Source organism: Sulfitobacter sp. PS-8MA, from assembly GCF_040933935.1.
GTDB lineage: Bacteria > Pseudomonadota > Alphaproteobacteria > Rhodobacterales > Rhodobacteraceae > Sulfitobacter.
This window is the reverse complement of the sequence record NZ_JBFQYJ010000007.1, coordinates 229,702-251,330: the sequence shown is the minus strand read 5'-3', so window position 1 is coordinate 251,330 and position 21,629 is coordinate 229,702. Positions and strand designations below refer to the sequence as shown.

At 62.9% G+C, this 21,629-nt stretch carries 21 protein-coding genes; 8 read left to right on the top strand and 13 right to left on the bottom strand.

Features of this window, described 5'->3' with window-relative positions; translation table 11 throughout:
* Positions 1 to 32 precede the first annotated feature (32 nt).
* From AB4M76_RS14590 to doeB, 8 genes are all read left to right on the top strand, one after another.
* Positions 33 to 1,406, top strand: coding sequence for a PLP-dependent aminotransferase family protein (locus AB4M76_RS14590; RefSeq protein ID WP_368442700.1), 1,374 nt, complete (start codon positions 33 to 35; stop codon positions 1,404 to 1,406).
* Positions 1,407 to 1,544: 138 nt separating this feature from the next.
* The gene (gene dctP / locus AB4M76_RS14585) at positions 1,545 to 2,555 is read left to right on the top strand and encodes a TRAP transporter substrate-binding protein DctP (protein ID WP_368442698.1); all 1,011 of its coding nucleotides are present in this window, start codon (positions 1,545 to 1,547) and stop codon (positions 2,553 to 2,555) included.
* Positions 2,556 to 2,627: 72 nt separating this feature from the next.
* Positions 2,628 to 3,266: a TRAP transporter small permease gene (locus AB4M76_RS14580; protein ID WP_368442696.1), complete on the top strand. Its 639-nt coding sequence runs from the start codon at positions 2,628 to 2,630 to the stop codon at positions 3,264 to 3,266.
* A 3-nt stretch (positions 3,267 to 3,269) separates the two neighbouring features.
* The gene (locus AB4M76_RS14575; protein WP_368442694.1) at positions 3,270 to 4,556 is read left to right on the top strand and encodes a TRAP transporter large permease; all 1,287 of its coding nucleotides are present in this window, start codon (positions 3,270 to 3,272) and stop codon (positions 4,554 to 4,556) included.
* Positions 4,557 to 4,574: 18 nt separating this feature from the next.
* Complete coding sequence (locus AB4M76_RS14570; protein WP_368442692.1) at positions 4,575 to 5,015, top strand: universal stress protein; 441 nt, start codon at positions 4,575 to 4,577, stop codon at positions 5,013 to 5,015.
* Between the two features lie 17 nt (positions 5,016 to 5,032).
* On the top strand, positions 5,033 to 5,824 hold the full coding sequence (locus tag AB4M76_RS14565) for an ectoine utilization protein EutA (protein WP_368442691.1): 792 nt from the start codon (positions 5,033 to 5,035) through the stop codon (positions 5,822 to 5,824).
* Between the two features lie 60 nt (positions 5,825 to 5,884).
* On the top strand, positions 5,885 to 7,066 hold the full coding sequence (locus AB4M76_RS14560; protein WP_368442689.1) for a M24 family metallopeptidase: 1,182 nt from the start codon (positions 5,885 to 5,887) through the stop codon (positions 7,064 to 7,066).
* Positions 7,063 to 8,052, top strand: coding sequence for a N(2)-acetyl-L-2,4-diaminobutanoate deacetylase DoeB (doeB, locus tag AB4M76_RS14555; protein WP_368442687.1), 990 nt, complete (start codon positions 7,063 to 7,065; stop codon positions 8,050 to 8,052). The genes AB4M76_RS14560 and doeB overlap by 4 nt, the downstream gene beginning before the upstream one ends.
* Positions 8,053 to 8,073: 21 nt before the next feature.
* Here doeB and AB4M76_RS14550 read toward each other — a convergent pair whose 3' ends face one another.
* From AB4M76_RS14550 to AB4M76_RS14490, 13 genes are all read right to left on the bottom strand, one after another.
* Positions 8,074 to 9,033, bottom strand: coding sequence for an ABC transporter ATP-binding protein (locus AB4M76_RS14550; protein ID WP_368442685.1), 960 nt, complete (start codon positions 9,031 to 9,033; stop codon positions 8,074 to 8,076).
* The gene (locus AB4M76_RS14545; protein ID WP_368442683.1) at positions 9,033 to 10,007 is read right to left on the bottom strand and encodes an ABC transporter ATP-binding protein; all 975 of its coding nucleotides are present in this window, start codon (positions 10,005 to 10,007) and stop codon (positions 9,033 to 9,035) included. The genes AB4M76_RS14550 and AB4M76_RS14545 overlap by 1 nt, the downstream gene beginning before the upstream one ends.
* A 3-nt stretch (positions 10,008 to 10,010) precedes the next feature.
* Entirely contained in the window at positions 10,011 to 10,916 is a 906-nt protein-coding gene (locus tag AB4M76_RS14540; RefSeq protein ID WP_368442682.1) for an ABC transporter permease subunit, read from the bottom strand.
* Complete coding sequence (locus tag AB4M76_RS14535; RefSeq protein WP_368442681.1) at positions 10,916 to 11,923, bottom strand: ABC transporter permease subunit; 1,008 nt, start codon at positions 11,921 to 11,923, stop codon at positions 10,916 to 10,918. Before AB4M76_RS14535 ends, AB4M76_RS14540 begins: the two co-directional genes overlap by 1 nt.
* Complete coding sequence (locus AB4M76_RS14530) at positions 11,917 to 13,026, bottom strand: M24 family metallopeptidase (RefSeq protein WP_368442679.1); 1,110 nt, start codon at positions 13,024 to 13,026, stop codon at positions 11,917 to 11,919. The genes AB4M76_RS14535 and AB4M76_RS14530 overlap by 7 nt, the downstream gene beginning before the upstream one ends.
* Positions 13,027 to 13,107: 81 nt before the next feature.
* A complete protein-coding gene (locus AB4M76_RS14525; RefSeq protein WP_368442677.1) occupies positions 13,108 to 14,700 on the bottom strand; it encodes an ABC transporter substrate-binding protein in 1,593 nt (530 codons plus the stop codon).
* Between the two features lie 64 nt (positions 14,701 to 14,764).
* Positions 14,765 to 15,355 carry a helix-turn-helix domain-containing protein gene (locus tag AB4M76_RS14520; protein WP_368442675.1) on the bottom strand — a complete coding sequence of 197 codons (591 nt, stop codon included), beginning with the start codon at positions 15,353 to 15,355 and terminating at the stop codon, positions 14,765 to 14,767.
* Positions 15,356 to 15,559: 204 nt separating this feature from the next.
* Positions 15,560 to 16,366, bottom strand: coding sequence for a metallophosphoesterase (locus AB4M76_RS14515; RefSeq protein ID WP_368442673.1), 807 nt, complete (start codon positions 16,364 to 16,366; stop codon positions 15,560 to 15,562).
* Positions 16,363 to 17,151: an ATP-binding cassette domain-containing protein gene (locus AB4M76_RS14510; RefSeq protein WP_368442671.1), complete on the bottom strand. Its 789-nt coding sequence runs from the start codon at positions 17,149 to 17,151 to the stop codon at positions 16,363 to 16,365. The genes AB4M76_RS14515 and AB4M76_RS14510 overlap by 4 nt, the downstream gene beginning before the upstream one ends.
* Positions 17,144 to 18,118, bottom strand: a complete 975-nt coding sequence (locus AB4M76_RS14505) for an ABC transporter ATP-binding protein (RefSeq protein ID WP_368442669.1) — start codon at positions 18,116 to 18,118, stop codon at positions 17,144 to 17,146. The genes AB4M76_RS14510 and AB4M76_RS14505 overlap by 8 nt, the downstream gene beginning before the upstream one ends.
* Positions 18,115 to 18,933 (bottom strand): ABC transporter permease, encoded by an 819-nt coding sequence (locus AB4M76_RS14500; protein ID WP_368442667.1) that lies wholly within the window; start codon positions 18,931 to 18,933, stop codon positions 18,115 to 18,117. Before AB4M76_RS14500 ends, AB4M76_RS14505 begins: the two co-directional genes overlap by 4 nt.
* Entirely contained in the window at positions 18,930 to 19,874 is a 945-nt protein-coding gene (locus AB4M76_RS14495) for an ABC transporter permease (RefSeq protein WP_368442665.1), read from the bottom strand. The genes AB4M76_RS14500 and AB4M76_RS14495 overlap by 4 nt, the downstream gene beginning before the upstream one ends.
* Before the next feature lie 50 nt (positions 19,875 to 19,924).
* Positions 19,925 to 21,412, bottom strand: a complete 1,488-nt coding sequence (locus AB4M76_RS14490) for an ABC transporter substrate-binding protein (protein ID WP_368442663.1) — start codon at positions 21,410 to 21,412, stop codon at positions 19,925 to 19,927.
* Positions 21,413 to 21,629 lie beyond the last annotated feature (217 nt).

Sequence of the window (21,629 nt, the reverse complement as noted above, 5' to 3'; positions counted from 1 at the left end):
CAATTGTCATGATTGTCGTGATCATCGCAATCATGACAAAATGGCGTCCTAACCCCGAGGTCTTGACCCGCCCGGCCTATCGCTCGCTGGTTCAGGCGATTGAGACCGCGATCCAGAATGGCGTGCTCAAACCCGGAGAGCAACTGCCGACGCAGCGGCAGATGGCCTTTGACCTGTCGCTGAGCGTGCAGACCGTGAGCCGCGCCTATGACAAGCTGACCGAGGCCGGTCGCATCGTGGGCGAGGTCGGGCGCGGGACCTTTGTCCGGGCCGGCAGCGACGAAATCTCCATGCCTTTCGTGAGCCGCAAGGCCGCCGGGCGTCTGCTGGATATGTCGATTCTCAAACCGGTCATCGACCACGCCCATGAAGAGGCGATGCAAAAGACCCTGCGGGCGATGGCGCGCTCCTTGCCGCTGGCGGTGATGGATGGGTTCCGCGATGCCGCCAGCACCGGGGGCAGCAGTGCGACCCGGCGCTGGCTGGCGCTCTGTGGGCTGGACCTGAACGGTATGGCGGTGCTGCCCACCAATGGCAGCACCAGCGCCATGACGGTGGCGCTGATGACAGCCGCGCAGCCCGGTGACCTGATCGTGAGCGAGGATATCGGGCATCACACCCTGCGCCCCCTGGCGCGTTTTTTGGGCCTGCGCCTGCAAGGGGTGCCGGTGGATGCCGACGGGATTTGCCCCGATGCGCTGGCGCAGGTCTGCCGGAAAGAACCGGTGCGGGCGATCTATCTGATCCCCAATGGGGCCAATCCGCTGGCCTTTACCATGACCCAGAACCGCCGCGCCGCGGTGATCGAGGTGGCGCGGCGCCATGATGCGCTGATCATCGAAAATCAGGCCTGGGGGCCCTTGCAAGACGCCCCGCCCCCGCCCCTCGCCACGCTGGCCCCGGAACGGGTGCTTTACTTCACCAGCCTTACCAAATGCCTGCTGCCGGGGCTGCGCGTCGGCTATCTGGCGGTGCCGGACCATCTGAGCGCTTCTGCCGCCAACCGCCATATGGTGACATCCTGGATGGCCACGCAGCTGATGACCCAGATCGCGGAGCGCTGGATCGAGGATGGCACCGCCGAGATGCTGCTGAACCGCCAACAGCTTGCGCTGCGAGACCGCAGCGATTTCGCGGCCAATGTCTTTCGCGGGCGCGACATGGGGACAAGCCCGAACGGGTTGCACATCTGGCTGCCCTGCCATGACGCGCAAGAGGAGGCCGCACAGGCCCAGGCGATCCGGCAGGTGGGGGTCGCGGTGGCCAAGGGGGCCAGCTTTGCCATCGGCCCGCCAGACCGGCATCCGGGGCTGCGCATTGCACTTGGGGGGCAATCCTTTCCCGAATTTGCCCGGGGGATTCGCATGATAAACGCCGCCTTGTGCAATAAACATAGGCACTACTAGCGTATAGAGCGGCGCAAATTGTCATGGATCAATATTCACATTGACATGATTGCGATCGGTTTAAATGATCTAGCTGTCAGGATAAAAATCCTGCTGCCGCCAAAGTGCTGCGCAGGTTTAAAAAGGAAAGGGAGTTTCATGGCTATTTTCAGAACCGTACTAACCGGGGGTATCCTCGCTGCTGCGACCACCGTCGCCGGCGCGGCCTCGGCCGACACATGGCGCTATGCTTTCGAGGAAGCGCTGGACGAGGTGCAGGGCAAATACGCGCAGAAATTCAAGGAAGAGATCGAAGCGAACTCCGACCACGAAGTGCAGCTTTTCCCCTATGGCACCCTGGGTGAATCCGTGGACACGATGGAGCAGGCGCAAGCCGGCATCCTTCAGTTCGTGGACCAATCCCCCGGCTTTACCGGCGCGCTGATCCCCGAGGCGCAGGTCTTCTTTGTGCCCTACCTGCTGCCGCAGGATGACGAGGAACTGTTCGAGTTCTTCCGCACCTCCAAGGCCATCAACGAAATGTTCCCCGAACTCTACGCAGAGCAGGGTCTGGAACTGCTCAAGATGTTCCCCGAGGGCGACGTCTGCATGACCACACAGGAGCCGGTCAAAACCCCCGAAGACCTCAATGAGGTCAAGTTCCGCGTGATGACAAACCCGCTCTTGGTCGAAAGCTACAAAGCCTTTGGCGCGACACCGACACCGCTGCCATGGGGCGAAGTTTACGGCGCCATGCAGACCGGCATCATCCAGGGCCAGGAAAACCCCGGCTTCTATCTGGAATCCACCAAGATGTATGAGGTGACCGAGGTCATCACCTGCATTGGCCACAACAACTTCACCACCGCTGTGATGGCCAACAAGGATTTCTATGACGGCCTTTCCGATGAGGACAAGGAACTGGTGCAAAACGCCTCTGACGCGGCGTTTGAATATATCCTTGAGTACCAGTCCGGCCTGCAGGAAAAGTCGCTGGAAAACATCGCCAAGGCAAAGCCTGACATGCAGATCAACATCCTCTCCGAAGAAGAGCGCCAGCCCTTCAAGGACAAGGCTGCATCGGTCGAAGAAGCCTTTGTCGAAATGACCGGCGAGCGCGGCAAAGAGATCCTTGAGCAGTTCAAGGCCGACCTCGAAGCCGTCAAGTAAGCGTATCCCTTCACCCTCCGGCCTGCCCGGGGGGTGACTCTTTTCCGACTATTCATTTGAACCAGTTACGGGATGACGCCGGTGACGGAAGACAACCACAGCTCACAACTGCAATCGCAGACAGACACCACCGGCACCGATGACGCCCCCGTGGGCCCCTATAGATCCAGCCTTCCCGGCCCGCTTGGTACGATCGACAATGCTATCAGCCGGCTCGAGTCTGTGATGCTCGCCGCTGGGGTGTTGCTAATGGCGGCTAATACGATCGCCAATGTGGTGGGCCGTTTCGTCTTTCAAAGCTCGATTTTCTTTTCCGAAGAACTGAACAGCATTCTGATCATTCTCATCACCTTTGCCGGTATTTCCTATGCCGCGCGCCATGGGCGGCATATTCGCATGTCGGCAATCTTTGACGCCCTGCCGCCGCGCCCGCGCAAGCTGCTGATGATCTTTATCGCCTTTGTCACCGCCGTCTTCATGTTCGGCCTCGCGTGGTACGCGCTGCAATATATCATGACCCAAGCCGGGCGTGGCCGCCTGCTGCCCGCCCTGCAACTGCCGGTCTGGTGGACCCTTGTCTGGGTGCCTTTCGGCTTTTTCATGACCGGGCTGCAATATCTGCTGACCGCGATCAAAAACATCATTGAGCCTGACATTTACCTCTCGACCAGCGTGCTCGAAGGCTATGACGACAACGAGCGGGAGGTCTAAGCCATGGCCCTAACCATTTTCTCCATCATGGTCGTCTTGCTGCTCTTGGGCTTTCCCATGATGATCCCGCTGATCGTCGGCGCTTTCGTCGGTTTTTACACGCTTTTCGGCGGCTTCGGTCAGCTGGAAACAATGGTGCAGCAGATGATGGCGGGGATCCGGCCGGCCTCGCTGATCGCGGTGCCGATGTTCATCTTTGCCGCCGACATCATGACGCGGGGCCAATCGGCCGGGCGGCTGATCGACATGGTGATGTCCTTTGTCGGCCATATGAAAGGCGGCCTCGCGGTTGCGACAGCGGCGGCCTGTACCATGTTCGGCGCGGTCTCAGGCTCCACACAGGCCACCGTGGTCGCGGTTGGCTCCCCCCTGCGGCCCCGGATGCTCAAGGCGGGCTACAAGGACAGCTTCGTGCTTGCCCTGATCGTGAACTCGTCTGACATCGCCTTCCTGATCCCGCCCTCCATCGGCATGATCATCTATGGCGTCGTCTCCAACACCTCCATCGCCGAGCTTTTCATCGCGGGCATCGGGCCGGGGCTGCTGATCCTCGCGCTCTTCTCGGTCTATTCGGTGATCTATGCCTATCGCCACAATGTTCCGACCGAAGAGAAAGCCACATGGGGCGAACGCGCCCGCGCGGTGCGCCAGGCGCTCTGGCCGCTGGGCTTTCCGGCGATCATCATCGGCGGCATCTACGGCGGTGTCTTCTCTCCGACCGAAGCGGCAGCGGCCTGTGTGCTCTATGCCATCTTCCTTGAGATGATCGTCTTCCGCGAGATCGACTTTGCCGGCATCTATGAAACCGCCAAATCCACCGGGCTGATCACCGCCGTGGTCTTTATCCTCGTGGCGGCCGGGGCGGCCTTCTCCTGGGTGATCTCCTTTGCGCAGATCCCGCAGGCGGTCTTGGCGGGCATCGGGATTGACAGCATGGGGCCGATTGGCGTGCTCTTTGTCATCTCCATCGCCTTTTTCATCGGCTGTATGTTCGTGGACCCGATCGTGGTGATCCTTGTCTTCGTGCCGATCTTCGCGCCGGTGGTGGACTCGGTCGGGCTTGACCCGGTGCTGGTCGGCACGGTGATCACACTACAGGTCGCCATCGGTTCGGCCACGCCGCCCTTTGGCTGTGATATTTTCACCGCCATCGCCGTGTTCAAACGCCCCTACATGGAAGTCATTCGCGGCACCCCGCCGTTTATCGTGATGCTGCTCAGCGTCTCCGTCGCACTGATTTTCTTCCCGCAGATTGCCCTCTTCCTGCGCGATCTGGCCTTTGCCAAATAACCGGCCCGGAGGACGCCCATGTTCACCCATATCCTTGCCCCCTATGACGGCTCGATCAATGCGGACCGGGCGCTGCGCAAAGCGGCTGAACTGTCCAAGCTGACCGGGGCCAAGGTGACTTTGCTGACGGTTTATCGCCATCATTCGATGCTCGAAGCCTCGCTGTCGATGGTGCGGGTGAATGATCCGGGCAGCATCGACGACGCGATGCAGGCCCATGCCACCGAGATCATCAACCATGGCAAACAACTGCTGAAAGACGCGGGCGTCGAGAATGTGCGCGCCTTTGTGCGCTCCGGTCGGCCCGCGCGGGCGGTGACCGAATTTGCCAAGAAACACGAGGCCGATCTGATCGTCATCGGCTCGCGTGGCCTGGGCGCCACGGGCGATAGCTATTTGCTGGGATCGGTGTCACACAAGGTCACGGGGCTGGCAAAATGCCCCGTGCTTGTCGTCTAGCGTAAAGGAATATTCAGGTGACACCCCCTGTGCAAAGCGAAAGGCTTGAGTGCCGTTTGCGTGAGGATGATCCGCGGCGCCTTGGCGCGATCCTGCTCTCCACCGACATGACGTTTGAGCGTGACGCCGCGCGGCTGATCGACCCCGCGCAGGCCGCGGTTCACGCCGCCCGCATCGCCTTTGAAAACCCCACGACGCCCGAGCGCCTGCGCGCCATGACCCCGGATCTGGCCCGCACCGCCGGGCTGCTGGTGCCGGGGGTAGAGCTTTCCGCCGTGGCCTTTTGCTGCACCTCCGCCTCGGTCGCCATCGGCAACCCGGCGGTGCGCGATGCCATCGGTGCGGGGCTGCCCGGCGTGCCGGTCATCACCCCCGCCTCTGCCGCCATCGCAGGCTTTGCCGCGCTCGGCGTGAAACGCGTGGCGATGCTGACCCCTTACCTGCCCGAAACCGCCGCGCCGCTGGCCGCCTATTTCAACGACCAAGGGCTTGAGGTCATGCGCAACGGCGCTTTCGCGCTGGAAGACGACCGCGACATGGCGCGGATCGACGACGCGAGCATCATCGAAGGTGCCGCAGCACTGGACGGCGCGGAAGTAGAGGCATTTTTCCTCTCCTGCACCTCCCTGCGCGGCGTCGACGTGATCGACCGGATCGAAGCACGGCTGGGCAAGCCCGTCGTGACCTCCAACCAGGCGCTGTGCTGGGCATTGCACCGGATGGGCGGGCTTGCGGGCCGCCCCGAGGGCTATGGCCGTCTGTTCGACTGCGACATGCCAAGCGCCCATGCACAAGGCATCATTCCGTGAGCCCGGCCCCTCTGGCCGGATCACATTACCCGGGCAACCAGATATGAAAGGGGCTGGCCTATGACCACGTATGAGGCGAATTTTACCAACAGCGAGTACCAGCGCCGGGTCGACCGAACGCGCAAGACCATGGAAGCGCGCGGCATGGATGCGATCGTGGTCAACGACCCGTCGAATATGTCCTGGCTCTCGGGCTATGATGGCTGGTCCTTCTATGTTTACCAAGCGGTGATCCTGACCCATGAGGGCGAGCCGGTCTGGTGGGGGCGCGGCATGGATGCGCTCGGGGCGCGGCGGACCGTGTTCATGGAAGACGACTGCATCCGGGGCTACGACGATACCTATGTGCAGAACCCCGAGAAACACCCGATGGAAGACCTCTCGGCCCTGTTGCGCGAGATGGGGTTGGAACAGGCCCGCATTGGCGTGGAAATGGACAACTACTATTATTCCGCCCGCGCCCATGACGTGCTGAAGACCCAGCTGCCCAAGGCGACCTTTATGGACGCGACCGCGCTGGTGAATTGGGAACGCGCGGTGAAATCCGAGCGCGAGATCGAATATATGGAACGCGCCGCCCGGATCGTGGAGGAGATGCATGTCCGCATCCTCGAAGTGGCGGTGCCGGGGATGCGCAAGAACGATCTGGTGGCCGAGATTTACGCCACCGGCATTCGCGGCGCGCAGGGCTTCTGGGGGGATTACCCGGCGATTGTCCCCATGGCGCCCTCGGGCATGGACGCCACCGCCCCGCATCTCACGTGGGACGACCGCCCGATGCAGCCGAACGAGGCGACATTCTTCGAAATCGCGGGCGCGCATCGGCGCTATCAATGCCCGCAGTCGCGCACGCTGTTCTTTGGCGATGTGCCGGTGAAATACCGCGAGGCGGAGAGCGCCGTGCTCGACGCCATCGACGCGGGGCTGGAACAGGCCAAGCCCGGCAATCGGGCCGAAGATATTGCCAATGCCTTTAACAGGACGCTGAACAAGGCGGGTTTTGAGAAGGACAGCCGCTGCGGCTATGCCATCGGCATCAGCTACCCGCCCGATTGGGGCGAGCGCACCATCTCTTTCCGCCGGGGGGACACAACGATCCTGGAGCCCGGCATGACCTTCCACTTCATGCCCGCGCTCTGGCTCGACGATGGTGGGCTTGAGATCACCGAGCCCATTCGCATTACCGAGACCGGCCATGAATGTTTCTGCACCACACCGCGAAAGTTGTTTGTTTCCGCATGAGTAAATCACCGATCACCCCGACCATCCCATTCGACCAACCCGGCGCGCATCACGGTTTCCTGCGCCTGCCCTACAGCCGCGATGACAGCGCTTGGGGCTCCGTCATGATCCCGATCAGCATCATCAACGGCGGCGACGGGCCGACGGCGCTGTTTTCCGGCGGCAACCATGGCGATGAATATGAAGGGCCGATTGCCCTGCAGGAACTGGCCGCCACGCTGGACCCCGCTGAGGTAACGGGCCGCGTTATCATCCTGCCGATGATGAACCAGCCCGCCTTTGCCGCGGGCCGCCGCTGCTCGCCTATCGACGGCGGCAATATGAACCGCAGCTTTCCGGGCCGCCCTGATGGCACGGTGACCCAGAAGATCGCGCATTATATCGCGAGTGAACTGGTGCCGCTTGCGGATGTGGTGCTTGATTTCCACTCCGGCGGGCGCACGCTGGATTTCCTGCCCTTCGCCGCCGCCCATATCCTGCCCGACAAGGAACAGGAGGCCGCTTGCATGGCCGCGATGGCGGCCTTCAACGCGCCCTATTCAATGAAAATGCTGGAGATCGACAGTGTCGGCATGTTCGACACCGAGGTTGAAGAGCAAGGCAAGGTGCTGGTCACCACCGAGCTGGGCGGGGCGGGCACCGCGACCGCCAAGAGCGTCGCCGTGGCCCGCAAAGGCGCGCGCAATCTCTTGATCCATGCGGGCATATTGCAAGGCGAGCGCGAGGTGGCGGAGAGCGTGATGCTCGACATGCCCGACGGGCGCTGTTTTACCTTCAGCGAGGCCAATGCGCTCTTGGAACCGCTGGTCGATCTCGGCGATGAGGTCACCGAAGGCCAGCCCATCGCCCGGCTTTGGCCCAGTGACCGCAGCGGTCAGCCGGCGATCACCGCCACGGCCCGGCTGAGCGGCATCCTGACCGCCCGGCATGTGCCGGGGCTGGTCAAGATGGGCGATTGCATCGGCGTGGTGGCGCAGGTGGTCTGACCCCAAAGGGTCAGGCCGGGATCAATCGTTGACCGGGAAGTAACAGGCCGCCGGATGGGGGGCGCCTTCGAGGATGGGGCGCTCCTTGCGGCAGATGTCCTGCACTTTCCAGCAGCGCGGCGCAAAAGGGCAGCCCTCGGGGATCGCCAGCGGCGAGGGCAATTCGCCCTGTAGCTTGATGCGTTCCTTGCCGCCTTCCGGGTCGGCCCGGGGCGTCGCGGAGAGCAGGGCCGCCGTATAGGGATGGCGCGGGCGTTCAAAGACTTCGCCCTTTGGCCCCTTTTCGACCGCGCGGCCCAGATACATGACGATCACGTCATCGGCCACATGGCGCACGACCGACAGGTCGTGGCTGATGAAGAGATAGGCCAGATCCATCTTTTCCTGCAGATCCACCAGCAGGTTCAGGATCGCGGACTGGATCGACAGGTCAAGCGCCGAGACCGGCTCGTCCAGCACCAGCACCTTGGGGTCGAGCATCAGCGCCCGCGCCACCGCGATCCGCTGGCGTTGACCGCCCGAGAACATATGCGGGTAGCGGTCGTAATGCTCGGGCCGCAGGCCGACGAGGCGCAGCATCTCGCGCGCCTTCTCCTCGCGCTGCTTCTTCGACATGTCCTTGCGGTTGATGACCAGCGGCTCTTGCAGGATCGTGCCGATCTGCTGGCGCGGGTTCAGCGAGCCATAGGGGTCTTGGAAAACAATCTGCACATGCTGGCGCAGGTCAGCCCAATCCTCGGGCCGCACCGGCTTGCCGTCGAGCGTCAGCGACCCGGAGGTCGGCTCTTCGATCATTGTGACCATACGCGCCAGCGTGGATTTGCCACAGCCGCTTTCGCCCACCACGGCCAGGGTCTTGCCGGGGTGCAGTTGGAAATCGAGACCGGCGACGGCCTTGAGCGTCTGGGTTTTGCGCAGGAAGCCGCCACCAACCTGATAGTGACGCTCCAGCGCGTCGGCGGTCATTACGGGGGCAGTCATCACGCGACCCTTTCATCGGTGTTGAGCGGATAGAAACAGCGCGCCTTGCCGAGGTCTTCGCCCAAGGGCGGCGGGTTCTCGGCGCGGCATTTGTCGTTGGCGAACTTGCACCGCGGCGAGAAGAGGCAGCCCGCGGGCCGGTCGAACTGGCCCGGCACCACGCCGGGGATCGTCGGCAGGCGCTTTTCGGTGGCGCGTTCGGGCAAGGCATCCAGCAGCGCCGCCGTATAGGGATGGTGCGGTTCGCGGAAGAGCGGCAGCACCTGCTGCTCTTCGATCTTCTGACCCGCATATTGCACCGAGACCCGCTCGGCGGTTTCGGCCACCACGCCCATGTCATGGGTGATCAGCACCAGCCCCATCCCGGTCTCGTCGCGCAGCGAGGTCAGCAGGTCGAGGATCTGCGCCTGAATGGTCACGTCAAGCGCAGTGGTCGGCTCGTCCGCGATCAGCAGCTTCGGCTTGCAGGCAATCGCCATGGCGATCATCACCCGCTGGTTCATGCCGCCCGACATCTGGTGCGGGAAGACCGAGAGGCGTTTCTCGGGATCGGGGATCCCGACCTGCTCAAAGAGCTCAATCGCCCGTTTGTGCCGCTCGGCCCGGTTCATGCCAAGGTGAAAGCGCAGCGATTCCTTGATCTGCCAGCCCACCGGGAAACAGGGGTTGAGCGAGGACATCGGCTCTTGAAAGATCATCGCCAGATCATTGCCGACGATCTTGCGCCGGGCGCGTTTGTCCATGGTCAAGAGGTCGTGGCCGTCAAAGGTCAGCTCATCGGCGGTGACGGTGGCGGTCCAGGGCAAAAGCCCCATCAACGCCAGCATCGAGACCGATTTGCCCGAGCCACTTTCACCCACGATGGCGAGGATCTCGCCGGTGTCGACATCCTGATCGACGCTGTCCACGGCGCGGAACTTGCCCGACGCGGTGGCGAAATCGACCGAGAGGTTGCGGATACGCAGAAGAGACATCAATCAGCTCCGCTTTAGTTTCGGGTCAAGGGCGTCGCGCAGGCCGTCACCCATGAGGTTGATCGCCAGCACGGTGACGAGGATCGCAAGGCCGGGGAAGGTCACAACCCACCAGGCACGCAGGATAAACTCACGCGCTTCGGCCAGCATGGTGCCCCATTCCGGTGTGGGCGGCTGTGCGCCCATGCCGAGGAAGCCCAAGGCCGCCGCATCAAGGATCGCGGTCGAGAAGGACAGCGCCGCCTGCACGATGATCGGCGCAAGGCAGTTCGGCAGCACGGTCACCACCATCAGCCGCAACGTGCCGGCACCGACGACGCGGGCCGAAGTCACATAGTCCTTCTGCCGCTCGGAAATCACACTCGCCCGGGTCAGGCGCACGTAGTGCGGCTGAAGCACGATGGCGATGGCGATCATCGCATTGGTGAGGCTTGGCCCGAGGATCGCCACCAGCACCAGCGCCAGCAGGAGCGACGGGAAGGCAAGGATGATGTCCATGATCCGCATGATGATCGTGTCGAGCCATTTCGGCGCGAAGCCCGAGATCAGGCCAACGATGATCCCGCCAGAGGCGGCGATGGAGACCACCACGATGCCGACAAAGAAGGAATAGCGCGCCCCGACAATGAGGCGCGAGAGCATGTCACGGCCCAAGGGATCGGTGCCAAGGATGTGGCTCCATGTGCCGCCATCCTGCCAGACCGGCGGTTGCAGCGTTGCGGCGCGGAACTGTTGGGTGGCGTCATGTGGCGCGATCCAGGGGCCAAAGATCGCCAGAAAGGCGAAGACGGCAAAGATCCACAGGCCAATCACGGCGCCGCGGTTTTCGCGGAAATAGAACCAGAATTCGCGCAAACGTCCGGGGCGGTCGTGCACCATTTCGGCTTCGGCAGAGAGTGCGTCGTCCATTAGCGTTTCCTGATTTTGGGGTTGATGATGCCGTAGAGCATGTCAACGGTGAGGTTCACGACCATGACCATGACGGCGATGAGCAGCAGGCCGCCCTGCACCACCGGGTAGTCGCGGCGGAAGATGCTGTCGACCATCCACTTGCCGATGCCCGGCCAGCTAAAGATCGTCTCGGTCAGGATGGCGCCCGCGAGAAGCGTGCCGACCGAGAGGCCGATCACGGTGATGACGGGGATGAGCGCGTTGCGCAGGGCGTGGATGCCGTTGATCCGGCCCGAGGACATGCCCTTGGCCCGTGCGGTGCGGATGTAGTCTTCGCCCAAGACTTCCAGCATGGCCGAGCGGGTCTGCCGCGCGATCACCGCCAGCGGGATGGTGCCCAGCACGATGGTCGGCAACAGAAGGTGCCGCAGGGCCGAGAGGAAGGCCCCGTCCTGCCCCGAGGCGAGACTGTCGATCAGCATGAAGCCGGTGGCATTGGGGAAGTAATAGAGCAGGTCGATCCGGCCCGAGACCGGCGTCCAGCCAAGGTTGCCCGAGAAGACGATGATCAGCAGCAAGGCCCACCAGAAAATCGGCATTGAATAACCCACCAGAGCGGTGGACATCAGCGCCCGGTCAAAGAACTTGCCCCGGTTCACCGCCGCGATCACCCCCGCAGGCAGGCCCAGAACCACGGCAAAGATCATCGCGCAGATCGACAGTTCCAGCGTGGCGGGGAAGAGCGAGAAGAACTCGTCCCAGACCGGTTTCTTGGTGACAAAGGAATTGCCCAGATCGCCCTGAAGCACCCCGGTAAAATACTCCCAGAACTGCACATAGATCGGGCGGTCAAAGCCAAACTGCTGCTGAAGCTGGGCATAGCGCTCTTCGGTGATGCCGCGCTCGCCGGCCATGACGACGATCGGGTCGCCCGGCAGCACACGGATAAAGGCGAATGAAATCAGCGTGACGCCGATAAAGGTCGGGATGAAGGTCGCGAGGCGCGACAGGACATATTTCAGCACGGGAGCACCATCAGTTCCTTCGGAAAGTTGGTCAGGGTTTTGTAGCCATCTTCGGTGATCAGCACGTCATCTTCGATACGCACGCCAAAGTTGCCGATCTCATAGAGACCGGGTTCGTTGGTGTATACGGTTCCGGCGGGTAAACTCATGTGGTTTCCGCGCATGATATAGGGCGCTTCATGCACATCGCGGCCCAGACCGTGGCCGGTCTTGGTGCGGATGCGGTCGGCGAAGGGCGAGGCTTCGAGCACGCCGGTCACCACATCGTCGATCTCATGCGCGGTGACGCCCGCGCGGGTGGCGTCCAGCCCGGCAAGGTTGGCGCGCAGCACGGTGTCATAGACCGCGCGACCCTCATCGCTGACATGGCTCAGGAAGACGGTGCGGGTGATGTCGGCAGCAAAACCGTTCTTGCGCGCGCCAAAGTCGAACAGCAGCGCGTCGCCCGCCTTGACGTGGTAATCGCCGCGCGCCTTGGCATGGGGCCGGGCCGAGCCGTCGCCCGCGGCGACGATGGGGGCAAAGGACAGATCATCGGCCCCTTCGGCGAAAAGCAGCTGCACCAGTTTCTGTTCGATCTCTTTCTCGGTCTGGCCCAGCTTCACAGAATCCAGCGTGGCGCGCAGGGCGCGTTCGGAAATATCGATGGCCTCTTGCAACGCGGCAACCTCGGCCTCGGTCTTGATCATCCGCGGCGCGGAGATTTCGCGCTCGGCGTCGATGATCTTCAAATCAGGCTGCGCCTTTTTCAGCGCGTGATGCACGAAGACCCGCATGACCTGGCCCTCAACAGCCAGCGAATTGATGCCCAGATGCTGCATCATCGCGGCGAAAGCCTCGTCATAGCCGGTCTGGTCGCGCCAGTCGAAAACGGCGCCGTCAAAGCCCACCAGATCCCAGCTGCCAAGCTCAAGGTTCGGCACCAGTGCCGCGGCAGGGCCATTGGCGGGGATCACCAGCACAAAGGGGCGCTCGTGGCTCATGAAAGCATGTTCGACAGCGCGGGTGAAATTCGGACCGGGCACCAGCGCCACAGCATCTGTGCCAAGCGCGGCGGCGATATCTGCATAGGTTTTAAGGCGGTCATTCAGTGGATTGGACAATGGAGGGGTTCCCGGCTGTCGGAGGTGGAAAAAAGATGGGGACGGCACGTCATGCCGCCCCCTTGGTTTAAAGAGGCAGGGTTACTGCTTCAGGCCAACCTGGTTGAAGATGTGGCCCCCCAGCGGGTGCACGACATAGTTTTCAACTTCGGGGCGCATGGTCATGTAGACGACCGAATGCGCGATAGTGGCCCAAGGGGCTTGGTCCTTGAAGATTTCCTGCGCTTCCTTGTAGAGCGGCTCGCGCTCTTCCTGGGTCGGCAGAACCTTGGCTTTCTGGATCAGCGCGTCGAATTCCTCGTTGCACCACTGGGCGCGGTTGGATTTCTCGACACCGTCACAGCCCAGCAGAACCGCGAGGAAGTTGTCCGGATCGCCGTTGTCACCGGTCCAACCCAGCAGCACCGCGCCGTCGCGGTCCTTGGCTTTGGAACGCTCAAGATACTCACCCCATTCGTAGGAGACGATTTCAACATCGACGCCCACTTTGGAGAAGTCTTCCTGCATCAGCTCGGCCATACGGCGGGCGTTCGGGTTGTAGGGACGCTGCACCGGCATCGCCCAGATCTTCATCGACAGGTCGGTGACGCCCTCTTCCTCAAGCATCGCCTTGGCGGCCTCGGGGTCATAGTTGTCGTCTTCGATCGCGTCATTATAGGACCACATGGTCGGCGGCAGCGGGTTCTTGGCGATTTCGCCGGAGCCCTGGAACACCACGTCGATGATCGCCTGTTTGTCGATCGCCATGTTCAGCGCCTTGCGGACCTTGGCGTTGTCGAAGGGCGCGACCTGCGTGTTATAGGCCAGATAGCCCACGTTCAGGCCCTCTTGCTCCATCACCACGATGTCTTCGGCGTCTTTCATCGCCTGCACATCGGCCGGGTTCGGATAGGCCATGACATGGCACTCACCCGCCTGCACCTTCTGGTAGCGCACGGAAGCGTCGGGCGTGATCGCGAAGATCAGGCTTTCGACCTTGGCCGGATCGCCCCAGTAGTCGTCGTTGCGCAGGTAACGGATGACCGCGTCTTTCTGATAGGCTTGGAACTTGAACGGGCCGGTGCCGATGGGCGCTTGGTTCAGCATCTCGGGCGTGCCCGCTTCCATCATCGCATCGGCATATTCCTTGGACACGATCGAGGCGAAATCCATGGCCATATTGGCGATGAAGGGCGCTTCGGGGCGGGTCAGGTTAAAGACGACAGTGTAATCGTCGACCTTTTCGATGCTCTCGACCAGATCAGGCATCGACATGGCACCGTAATATTCCCATGTCCCGCCGGAAACCTTGTTATAGGGGTTCTCTTCGTTGCCCTGACGGTCAAAGCTGAAGATCACGTCGTCGGCATTGAAATCGCGTGTTGGCGTGAACTGGTCGTTGGAGTGAAATTTCACCCCCTTGCGCAGCTTGAAGGTCACCTTCATGCCGTCTTCGCTGACTTCCCAGCTTTCGGCCAGTGCGGGCACGACTTCGGTCGTGCCGACTTTGAACTCGGCCAGACGGTTGTAGATCGGGTGGCTGGAGGCATCAAAGGTGGTGCCGGCGGTGTAGAGCGCAGGGTCAAAACCCTCGGGCGAGCCTTCGGAGCAATAGACCAGCGATTGCGCCGAGGCGGCTGTGGCACCCAGTGCCATCAGCATGGCGCCAGCGGCCAGTTTCGTTGTAAAAGACATAATTTTCTCTCTCCTGATTGGTTTGTTTTTTGGCAGCGGTTTGTCCGCCGCAGGTGATACGCCCTTACGGGCGAGACGACGCGAATGCGGTGGCAACGGCCCCTTCATTCGGACGTATTCTATTGGCGCCAGCGGCCAGATCATATTGCATCCGACCGACCCAGAGCATCCGCGCCGGCCGGTCTGTCTTGTTGGACCACGAATGCGGGCTGCTGCCGAGGTAATGCAGGCTGTCGCCGGGCCGCATGATATGCTCGCCCCCATCGACGACCTGCACGATCTCCCCCTCAAGGATATAGATCACCTCTTCGCCCTCATGCACGACCTCTTCCGAGGCATAGCCCGGGGGCACATTCATGATGTAGGACGACAGTTCATGGCCGGGAAAATCCGCGCCGATCCTCTCATATTCGATCGACGAGCCCGAGACGGCAAAACGCGGGCGCTCTTCGGCGCGGGTCAGGCTGTCTTGGGTCTTGGGGGTATGGATGAAAAAGCTGACATCGACCTGAAGCGCCACCGCGATCTGCGACAGGGTGCCGAGCGAGGGTGTGGCGCGGCCCCGTTCCACCTGACTGAGATAGCCGACCGACACGCCGGAGGCTTCGCCCAACTGCTGCAAAGTCAGGGACAAACGATGCCGTTGCTTGCGCATACGCGCACCAAGCGTGGATACACTATCACCATTGGCAGTTGGCAAATTCACCCTTCCCCTGTGAACAGCAGCCCGGTCGAACGCCGAGAATAGCCTTTTGATCTAAGGCTGTGTGAGATCAAAAAGGTTGAGGGTCAACAATAATTTTTTTAGCAGCGCGGCGCCGAGACCAGCGGCCAAAGCGCTAAAGTCGCGCATGTCATTCTAATCAAATGACTTTAACAACGCCCGATCGATCCGCGTCAGCTTACGCGGCTTTGGGGTGAGCGGCGCGAAGGAAACGCTGAGCCCGCTGTCACGCCATTCGCACAGTCCGAATCCGGTGCCTTCGATCACATGCAGATCGCGGGTCTCGGTCAGGTCGACGGTGGAATGCAGCCCGTTAGAGATCACCACCGGGATGCCATGCCAATGGCTCACCCGGTTCACATGCACATGGCCCGACACGATCCCCGCCACCCGCTGGCCCGCGAGCATCTCCGCCAAACGCGCCGTGCTGGCCGGGTCCAGACTGCCCCAGGCCAGCGCCTCGGGGTCGATATGCGGCGGGTGGTGGATGACCATGAGTTTCGCCAGATCGGCATGGCGGGCCAAGGCGGCTTCCAGAAACGCAAACTGCGCGTCGTTCAGGGCCCCGGCCACTTTGCCCGGCACGCTGCTGTCGAGGGTGATGACATGCAGCCCGCCATAGGCGGCGTCGTGGAAATAGGGCGCATCGGCCAGCCCGGGGGCAAAGACCGCATTGAAGCCGGCGCGTTTGTCGTGATTGCCAAGCGCCATCACCAAGGGCGCCTGAAGCGGCGCAAGAATGTCGCGCACCAGCTCATAGCTTTGGATGTCGCCCTGATTGGTCAGATCGCCGCTGGCCACCACGAAATCGGGCTGCGGGGCCAGCGCGTTGATCACCTCAACCACCCGGCGCAGCGTGGCGGGCGTGTCGCTCTGCAGATGCGGGTCGTTCAGATCGGGGTGCGAGATATGCAGGTCGGTCAGATGGACAAAGCGGGTCATGGGCGTACTCCTGCGGCCTTCAGCAGGGTTTTCGTATAAGGGTGCTCGGGGCGGCGCAACACGTCACTGGCCGCGCCGCTCTCCAAGGTCTTGCCGTGCTGAAGCACCAGCACCCGGTCACAGACCGAGACCACCACCGCGAGGTCATGGCTGATAAAGACCATGCCAAGGCCCAGCTCTTCTTGTAGGTCCATCAAAAGGTTGAGGATTTGCGCCTGAACCGAGACATCCAGCGCCGAGACCGCCTCATCCGCGACCAGCAGCGCGGGGCGGGTGATGATGGCGCGGGCAATGGCGATGCGCTGGCGCTGCCCGCCCGAGAACTCATGCGGATATTTGCCGGCATCGGCGGAATGCAGCCCGACCTGTGTCAGTGCCTCGGCCACGCGATACCCAAGATGCTCGGTTTCCCCATTGGCCCGCAGCGGCTCGGCGATCGACCAGCCAATGCGCCGGCGCGGGTTGAGCGAGCCGAAAGGGTCTTGGAACACCATCTGAAATCCGCGCCTGAGCCGACGCAAGTCCTCTGCGGGCAGATGATGAAGGTCTTGCCCGTTAAACAGCACCTCCCCCGCATCCGGGCGTTCAAAGGCCATGATCAGCCGTGCCAGGGTCGATTTGCCCGACCCGCTTTCGCCGACCACACCCAATGTCTCCCCCGCGCGCAGAGAGAATGCGGCCCCTTCCAGCGCCGTCAACAACGGGGCGCGGCGCAGCAGGCTTTGGCGCGGCAGCTTGTAGCGGCGGGTCAGGTTGCGAACCTCCAGGAGCGGGGCGTCAGCCATGGCGTGCCCCCGTCAGCAGGTGACAGGCGGCACCGCGCCCCGCTTCGGTCGGCGTGAACACTGGCTGCCGGGCGGCGCAATGGGGCAGTTCGACCGGGCAGCGGCCCGAGAACCGACAGCCATGCGGAAGCGCGTGCAGGGGCGGCACCGCGCCCGGAATGGTCGGCAGCCGCCGCCGTTTCCCCTGCGCATCCCGCCCCGCCGCGCCCGGATCGGGCCGCGCGCCCAACAGACCTTTGGTATAGGGATGGGCGGGCGCGCCCAGCACCGCCGCCGTCGGGCCCTGTTCAACCATATCGCCCGCATACATCACCACAATATCTTCGGTGGCGCGGGCCACGGCGGCAAGGTCATGGCTGATGAAAACCAGCGCCATGTCCCGCTCCCGCGCCAAGCGTTGCAGCAGATCGGTGATGCGCAGCGCCACATTGGCATCCAGCGCCGTGGTCGGCTCATCCGCGATCAACAGGGCGGGGTTGCAGGCCAGTGCCAGTGCGATCAGCACCCGCTGGCGCTGCCCGCCCGACATCTCATGCGGGAACTGGCGCAGGCGTTGGTCGGGATCGGGGATGCCCACCTCTTCAAACAGGCTCAACGCCCGCGCCCGCGCCGCGGCCCGGCTGAGCCCCTCATGCCGCAGCATCGGCTCCATCACCGTATCGCCCACCCGCCGCAAGGGATTCAGCGCCGCCATCGGATCTTGAAATACCATCGCCACACGGCGGCTGCGCAGACGCTGCCAATCGCGTTCCGACGCGCGGGCCATGTCGCGCCCGTCGATGCGAAGCTGCCCGGTCAGACGCGCGCTTTCGGGGGCCATGCCCATCAGACAGAGCGCCAGCAGCGTCTTGCCCGAACCGCTTTCCCCCACGATGCCCAGTTGATCCCCGCGCCGGATCGTCAGATCGACACCCCGCAGGGCCGCAGCATCGCCGAAATGGGCCGACAAATTGCCAATCTCGATCATCGCGCCCGCACCAATCGGGGATCGGTAATATCGCGCAGCCCGTCGCCCAGCAGGCCAAAGCCCAGCACCGCCGTCACGATGCATAGCCCCGGATAGATCGCCAGTTGCGGGGCGAGATACATCAGCGTCTGCGCCTCCGACAGCATCCGCCCCCAGCTTGAGGCCGGTGGCTGCGCGCCAAGGCCGAGGTAGCTCAGCGCCGCTTCGGCGAGGATCGCCACGGCAAATTCAATGGTGGCCTGCACGATGATCGCGGCGGCGATATTGGGCAGGATATGATCGCGGCTGATGGCAAAACGCCCCCGCCCCGCCGCCCGTGCGGCGGCGACATAATCGCGGGTCCAGATCTGGTTGGCCGAGGCGCGGGTGACGCGGGCGAAGATGGGTATGTTGATGAAGGAGATCGCCAGCACCGCATTGGTCAGCGAGGGGCCAAAGACCGCCGCCAGCATGATCGCAAAGAGAAGTGCCGGGAAGGCGAAGCCCAAATCAGCGAGCCGCATCACCGCATCCTCGACCCAGCCGCCAAGCGCCGAGGCCAGAAGCCCAAAGCCCACACCGATGCTGCCGCCCAAGAGCACCGCCACCAGCGCCACAGTCATCGAGTTCCGCGCCGCCGCCATAAGCTGCGCCACCACATCGCGGCCCAGCTGATCGGTGCCCAGCCAATGGGCCGAAGAGGGGGGCGCGAATTTGGTCGAGATCGACATTGCCTGCGGGTCATGCGGGGTCCAGATCAGCGACAGGGCCGCGACGCCGACGACGAGGCTGACCAGCACCGCCCCCAGCAGGAAATTCGCCGGAAGCCGCCTCATGCCCGCGCCTTGAGCCGGGGGTCGATGACGACATAGAGCAGGTCGACCACGAAATTCGCCGTGACCACGATGGCGGCAAAGAGCATGACCAGCGCCTGCACCGTGGGCAGGTCTCGGTTCGCGATGGACTGAAAGATCAGCCGCCCGAGGCCCGGCAGGTAAAAGACATTCTCGATCACGATGGTCCCGGTCACCAATGCGGCGAATTGCATGCCGACGATGGTCACGATCGGCACCAGCGCATTGGGCAGCACATGCCGCCAGAGCACCCGGCGCCGCGACAGCCCGCTGGCCCGCGCGGTGCGCACGAAGTCCTGCCGCATCACTTCCAGCGCCGAAGACCGCGTGACCCGCGCCAGCACCGCCGATTGCACCAGCGCCAACGCCACCGTGGGCAGGATCAGCGAGCGCAGCGCCGCGGCAGGATCGGACCAACCCGCAAAGCCCCCCGGCGGCAGCCAGCGCAGCTTCACCGCAAAGAGCATCACCAGCAGGATCGAGAGCCAGAAAGCCGGCAGCGCGATGCCCAATTGGCTGAGAAACATCACCCCCCAATCGCCCGCACGCCGATGCTGGGCCGCTGCGGTGATGCCAAGGCTCAGGGCCAGCACCAGCGTCACCAACATCCCCGCCACGGCGAGCGAAATCGTCATCGGCAAACGCTCGGCGATCAACTCGGACACCGGCACCCGGAAGGAATGGCTGAGGCCGAAATCCCCCTGCAACGCATGCCAGACCCATGACAGATAGCGCGTGACCAATGGCGCATTCAGCCCCAACTGCTCGCGCAGCGCGGCGAGCGCATCGTCGGAAGCATCCATGCCAAGGATCGTCAGCGCCGGATCGCCGGGCAGCACGTTCATCACGGCAAAGACCACGACAGAGACGGCCAGCAGGGTCAGCACGAAACCAAGCGTGCGGCGGAAGAGGAAATATGCCACGAGGTCAGACCCTAAGGCCGCGGCGCGAGTGACGCCGCAGCCGGTTCATATCAATTGGCGATGCTGACGCCCTTGAGCGGCATGTAAAGCACCGGGGAGGAGGACCAATAGCCTTCGACCCCCTCGCGGAACACGCCGAGCAGCGGCAGTTGGAAAAGGAAGCCATGCACCGATTGGTCCGACAGCATTTGCTGGCCCTGTTTGAGCAATTCATTGCGCGCCTCGGGGTCGACCTCGGTGGTGATCTGCTCCCATAGGGCTGTCATCTCGGCATTGTCATAGCCATAGAAATAATCCGGGCCCCGGGCGAAATTGCCCATGTCGTTGGGGCTGGTATGGGCGATGATCGTCATGTCGTAGTTTTTCTTCTTATAGACCTCATCGATCCAGAAACCCCATTCGACATTTTCGACCTTGGCGTCGATCCCGGCCTCCGACAGCTGGTTCTGGATGATCTCGGCCGAGCGGGTGGCATAGGGGAACGGCGGTACCCGCAGGGTCATGGTTTCACCGGCGACGCCGGCCTCTTCGAACATCGCCTTGGCCTTTTCGCTGTCATGCGGATAGGCGCCGGTCAGGTCGACATAGGCGGTGCCATGCGGCGGGTAGAAGCTGCCGATGGGCACCGCTTGGCCGTACATGGCGCCCTCGATGATCTCGTCACGGTCGATCGCCGTGGCCACCGCGCGGCGCACCTCGACATTGTCGAAGGGCGGCTTGGCGTTGTTCATGGCGAGGATCACCTCGCCTTCGGTCGAGCCGACATTGACGCGAAAGCGCGGGTCGGCCTCGAACTGCGGCAGCAGTTCCGGCGCGGGGAAGCCGGGGAAGGCGTCAAGCTCTTCGGCCATCATCGCCGCTGTCGCAGCAGCGGGGTCAGAGATGAAGCGGAAGACCACCTTATCCAGCGCCACATCGGCGGCATCGCGGTGATCGGGGTTCTTGACCAGCGTCAGACGGTCGCCCCTTGTCCAACTGTCGAACTTGAAAGGGCCGGAGCCCACGGGATTGGCGTTGTTGCCCTCGACACTTTCCGCGGCGACGATGGCGCTGTCGCCCTGCCCCATGTTGAAGAGGAAAAACGCGTCCTTGCCCGAAAGCGTGATCTCTACCGTCTGCGGATCGACCGCTTTGACGCTCTCGATCGGCTCGAAAATATCCTTGGAGGGGTTCACACTGTCTTCGGCCATGGCCCGGTCAAAGGAAAAGATCACATCCTCCGCATCCAGCGCCGTGCCATCGTGGAAGGTCACGCCCTCGGCCAGATGAAAGGTATAGGTCAGCCCGTCCTCAGACACGTCCCAGCTTGTCGCGAGGTTCGGCTGCACCTCGCCATTCTCGGCCACGGTGGTCAGCGATTCAAAGACATTCTGGGTCATCATACTGTCGATGGAGGCGGTGGCATCTGCGGTCGGGTCAAGCGACGTTGGCTCCTGCTGCATGCCGACGACAAGTTCAGCAGCGGCAGAGGCGGTCGCCATAAGGCCAAAGGCCAGCGTCAGCGCGGGCAGGGTTTTGGTGAGGGGCAGATGGGACATGGGCGGCACTCCTGTTGGCAGGCGCAATCAGGCCGGATGGCGGGGCGCCCCTTTGGGACAGATTGCGACGGGCGGGGGCGTCCGGTCAACGGCTTTGCTGCGCTGAGGCAAAACTTCACGTAATTGCAACAGTTTGCCGGGGTTTCCCCATTGGCACCCCGCGAGGGAACGGGGGGCAGTCGGGCCTTTTGCCCGGTGATCGGCGGTGCTAGCCTCC

What these genes read in the sequence shown, in the direction of transcription:
- AB4M76_RS14590 (WP_368442700.1), top strand. Translation starts at nt 33, where the DNA reads ATGACAAAATGGCGTCCTAACCCCGAGGTCTTGACCCGCCCGGCCTAT.
- dctP (WP_368442698.1), top strand. Translation starts at nt 1,545, where the DNA reads ATGGCTATTTTCAGAACCGTACTAACCGGGGGTATCCTCGCTGCTGCG.
- AB4M76_RS14580 (WP_368442696.1), top strand. Translation starts at nt 2,628, where the DNA reads ATGACGCCGGTGACGGAAGACAACCACAGCTCACAACTGCAATCGCAG.
- AB4M76_RS14575 (WP_368442694.1), top strand. Translation starts at nt 3,270, where the DNA reads ATGGCCCTAACCATTTTCTCCATCATGGTCGTCTTGCTGCTCTTGGGC.
- AB4M76_RS14570 (WP_368442692.1), top strand. Translation starts at nt 4,575, where the DNA reads ATGTTCACCCATATCCTTGCCCCCTATGACGGCTCGATCAATGCGGAC.
- AB4M76_RS14560 (WP_368442689.1), top strand. Translation starts at nt 5,885, where the DNA reads ATGACCACGTATGAGGCGAATTTTACCAACAGCGAGTACCAGCGCCGG.
- doeB (WP_368442687.1), top strand. Translation starts at nt 7,063, where the DNA reads ATGAGTAAATCACCGATCACCCCGACCATCCCATTCGACCAACCCGGC.
- AB4M76_RS14550 (WP_368442685.1), bottom strand. Translation starts at nt 9,033, where the DNA reads ATGACTGCCCCCGTAATGACCGCCGACGCGCTGGAGCGTCACTATCAG.
- AB4M76_RS14545 (WP_368442683.1), bottom strand. Translation starts at nt 10,007, where the DNA reads ATGTCTCTTCTGCGTATCCGCAACCTCTCGGTCGATTTCGCCACCGCG.
- AB4M76_RS14540 (WP_368442682.1), bottom strand. Translation starts at nt 10,916, where the DNA reads ATGGACGACGCACTCTCTGCCGAAGCCGAAATGGTGCACGACCGCCCC.
- AB4M76_RS14525 (WP_368442677.1), bottom strand. Translation starts at nt 14,700, where the DNA reads ATGTCTTTTACAACGAAACTGGCCGCTGGCGCCATGCTGATGGCACTG.
- AB4M76_RS14520 (WP_368442675.1), bottom strand. Translation starts at nt 15,355, where the DNA reads ATGCGCAAGCAACGGCATCGTTTGTCCCTGACTTTGCAGCAGTTGGGC.
- AB4M76_RS14515 (WP_368442673.1), bottom strand. Translation starts at nt 16,366, where the DNA reads ATGACCCGCTTTGTCCATCTGACCGACCTGCATATCTCGCACCCCGAT.
- AB4M76_RS14510 (WP_368442671.1), bottom strand. Translation starts at nt 17,151, where the DNA reads ATGGCTGACGCCCCGCTCCTGGAGGTTCGCAACCTGACCCGCCGCTAC.
- AB4M76_RS14505 (WP_368442669.1), bottom strand. Translation starts at nt 18,118, where the DNA reads ATGATCGAGATTGGCAATTTGTCGGCCCATTTCGGCGATGCTGCGGCC.
- AB4M76_RS14500 (WP_368442667.1), bottom strand. Translation starts at nt 18,933, where the DNA reads ATGAGGCGGCTTCCGGCGAATTTCCTGCTGGGGGCGGTGCTGGTCAGC.
- AB4M76_RS14490 (WP_368442663.1), bottom strand. Translation starts at nt 21,412, where the DNA reads ATGTCCCATCTGCCCCTCACCAAAACCCTGCCCGCGCTGACGCTGGCC.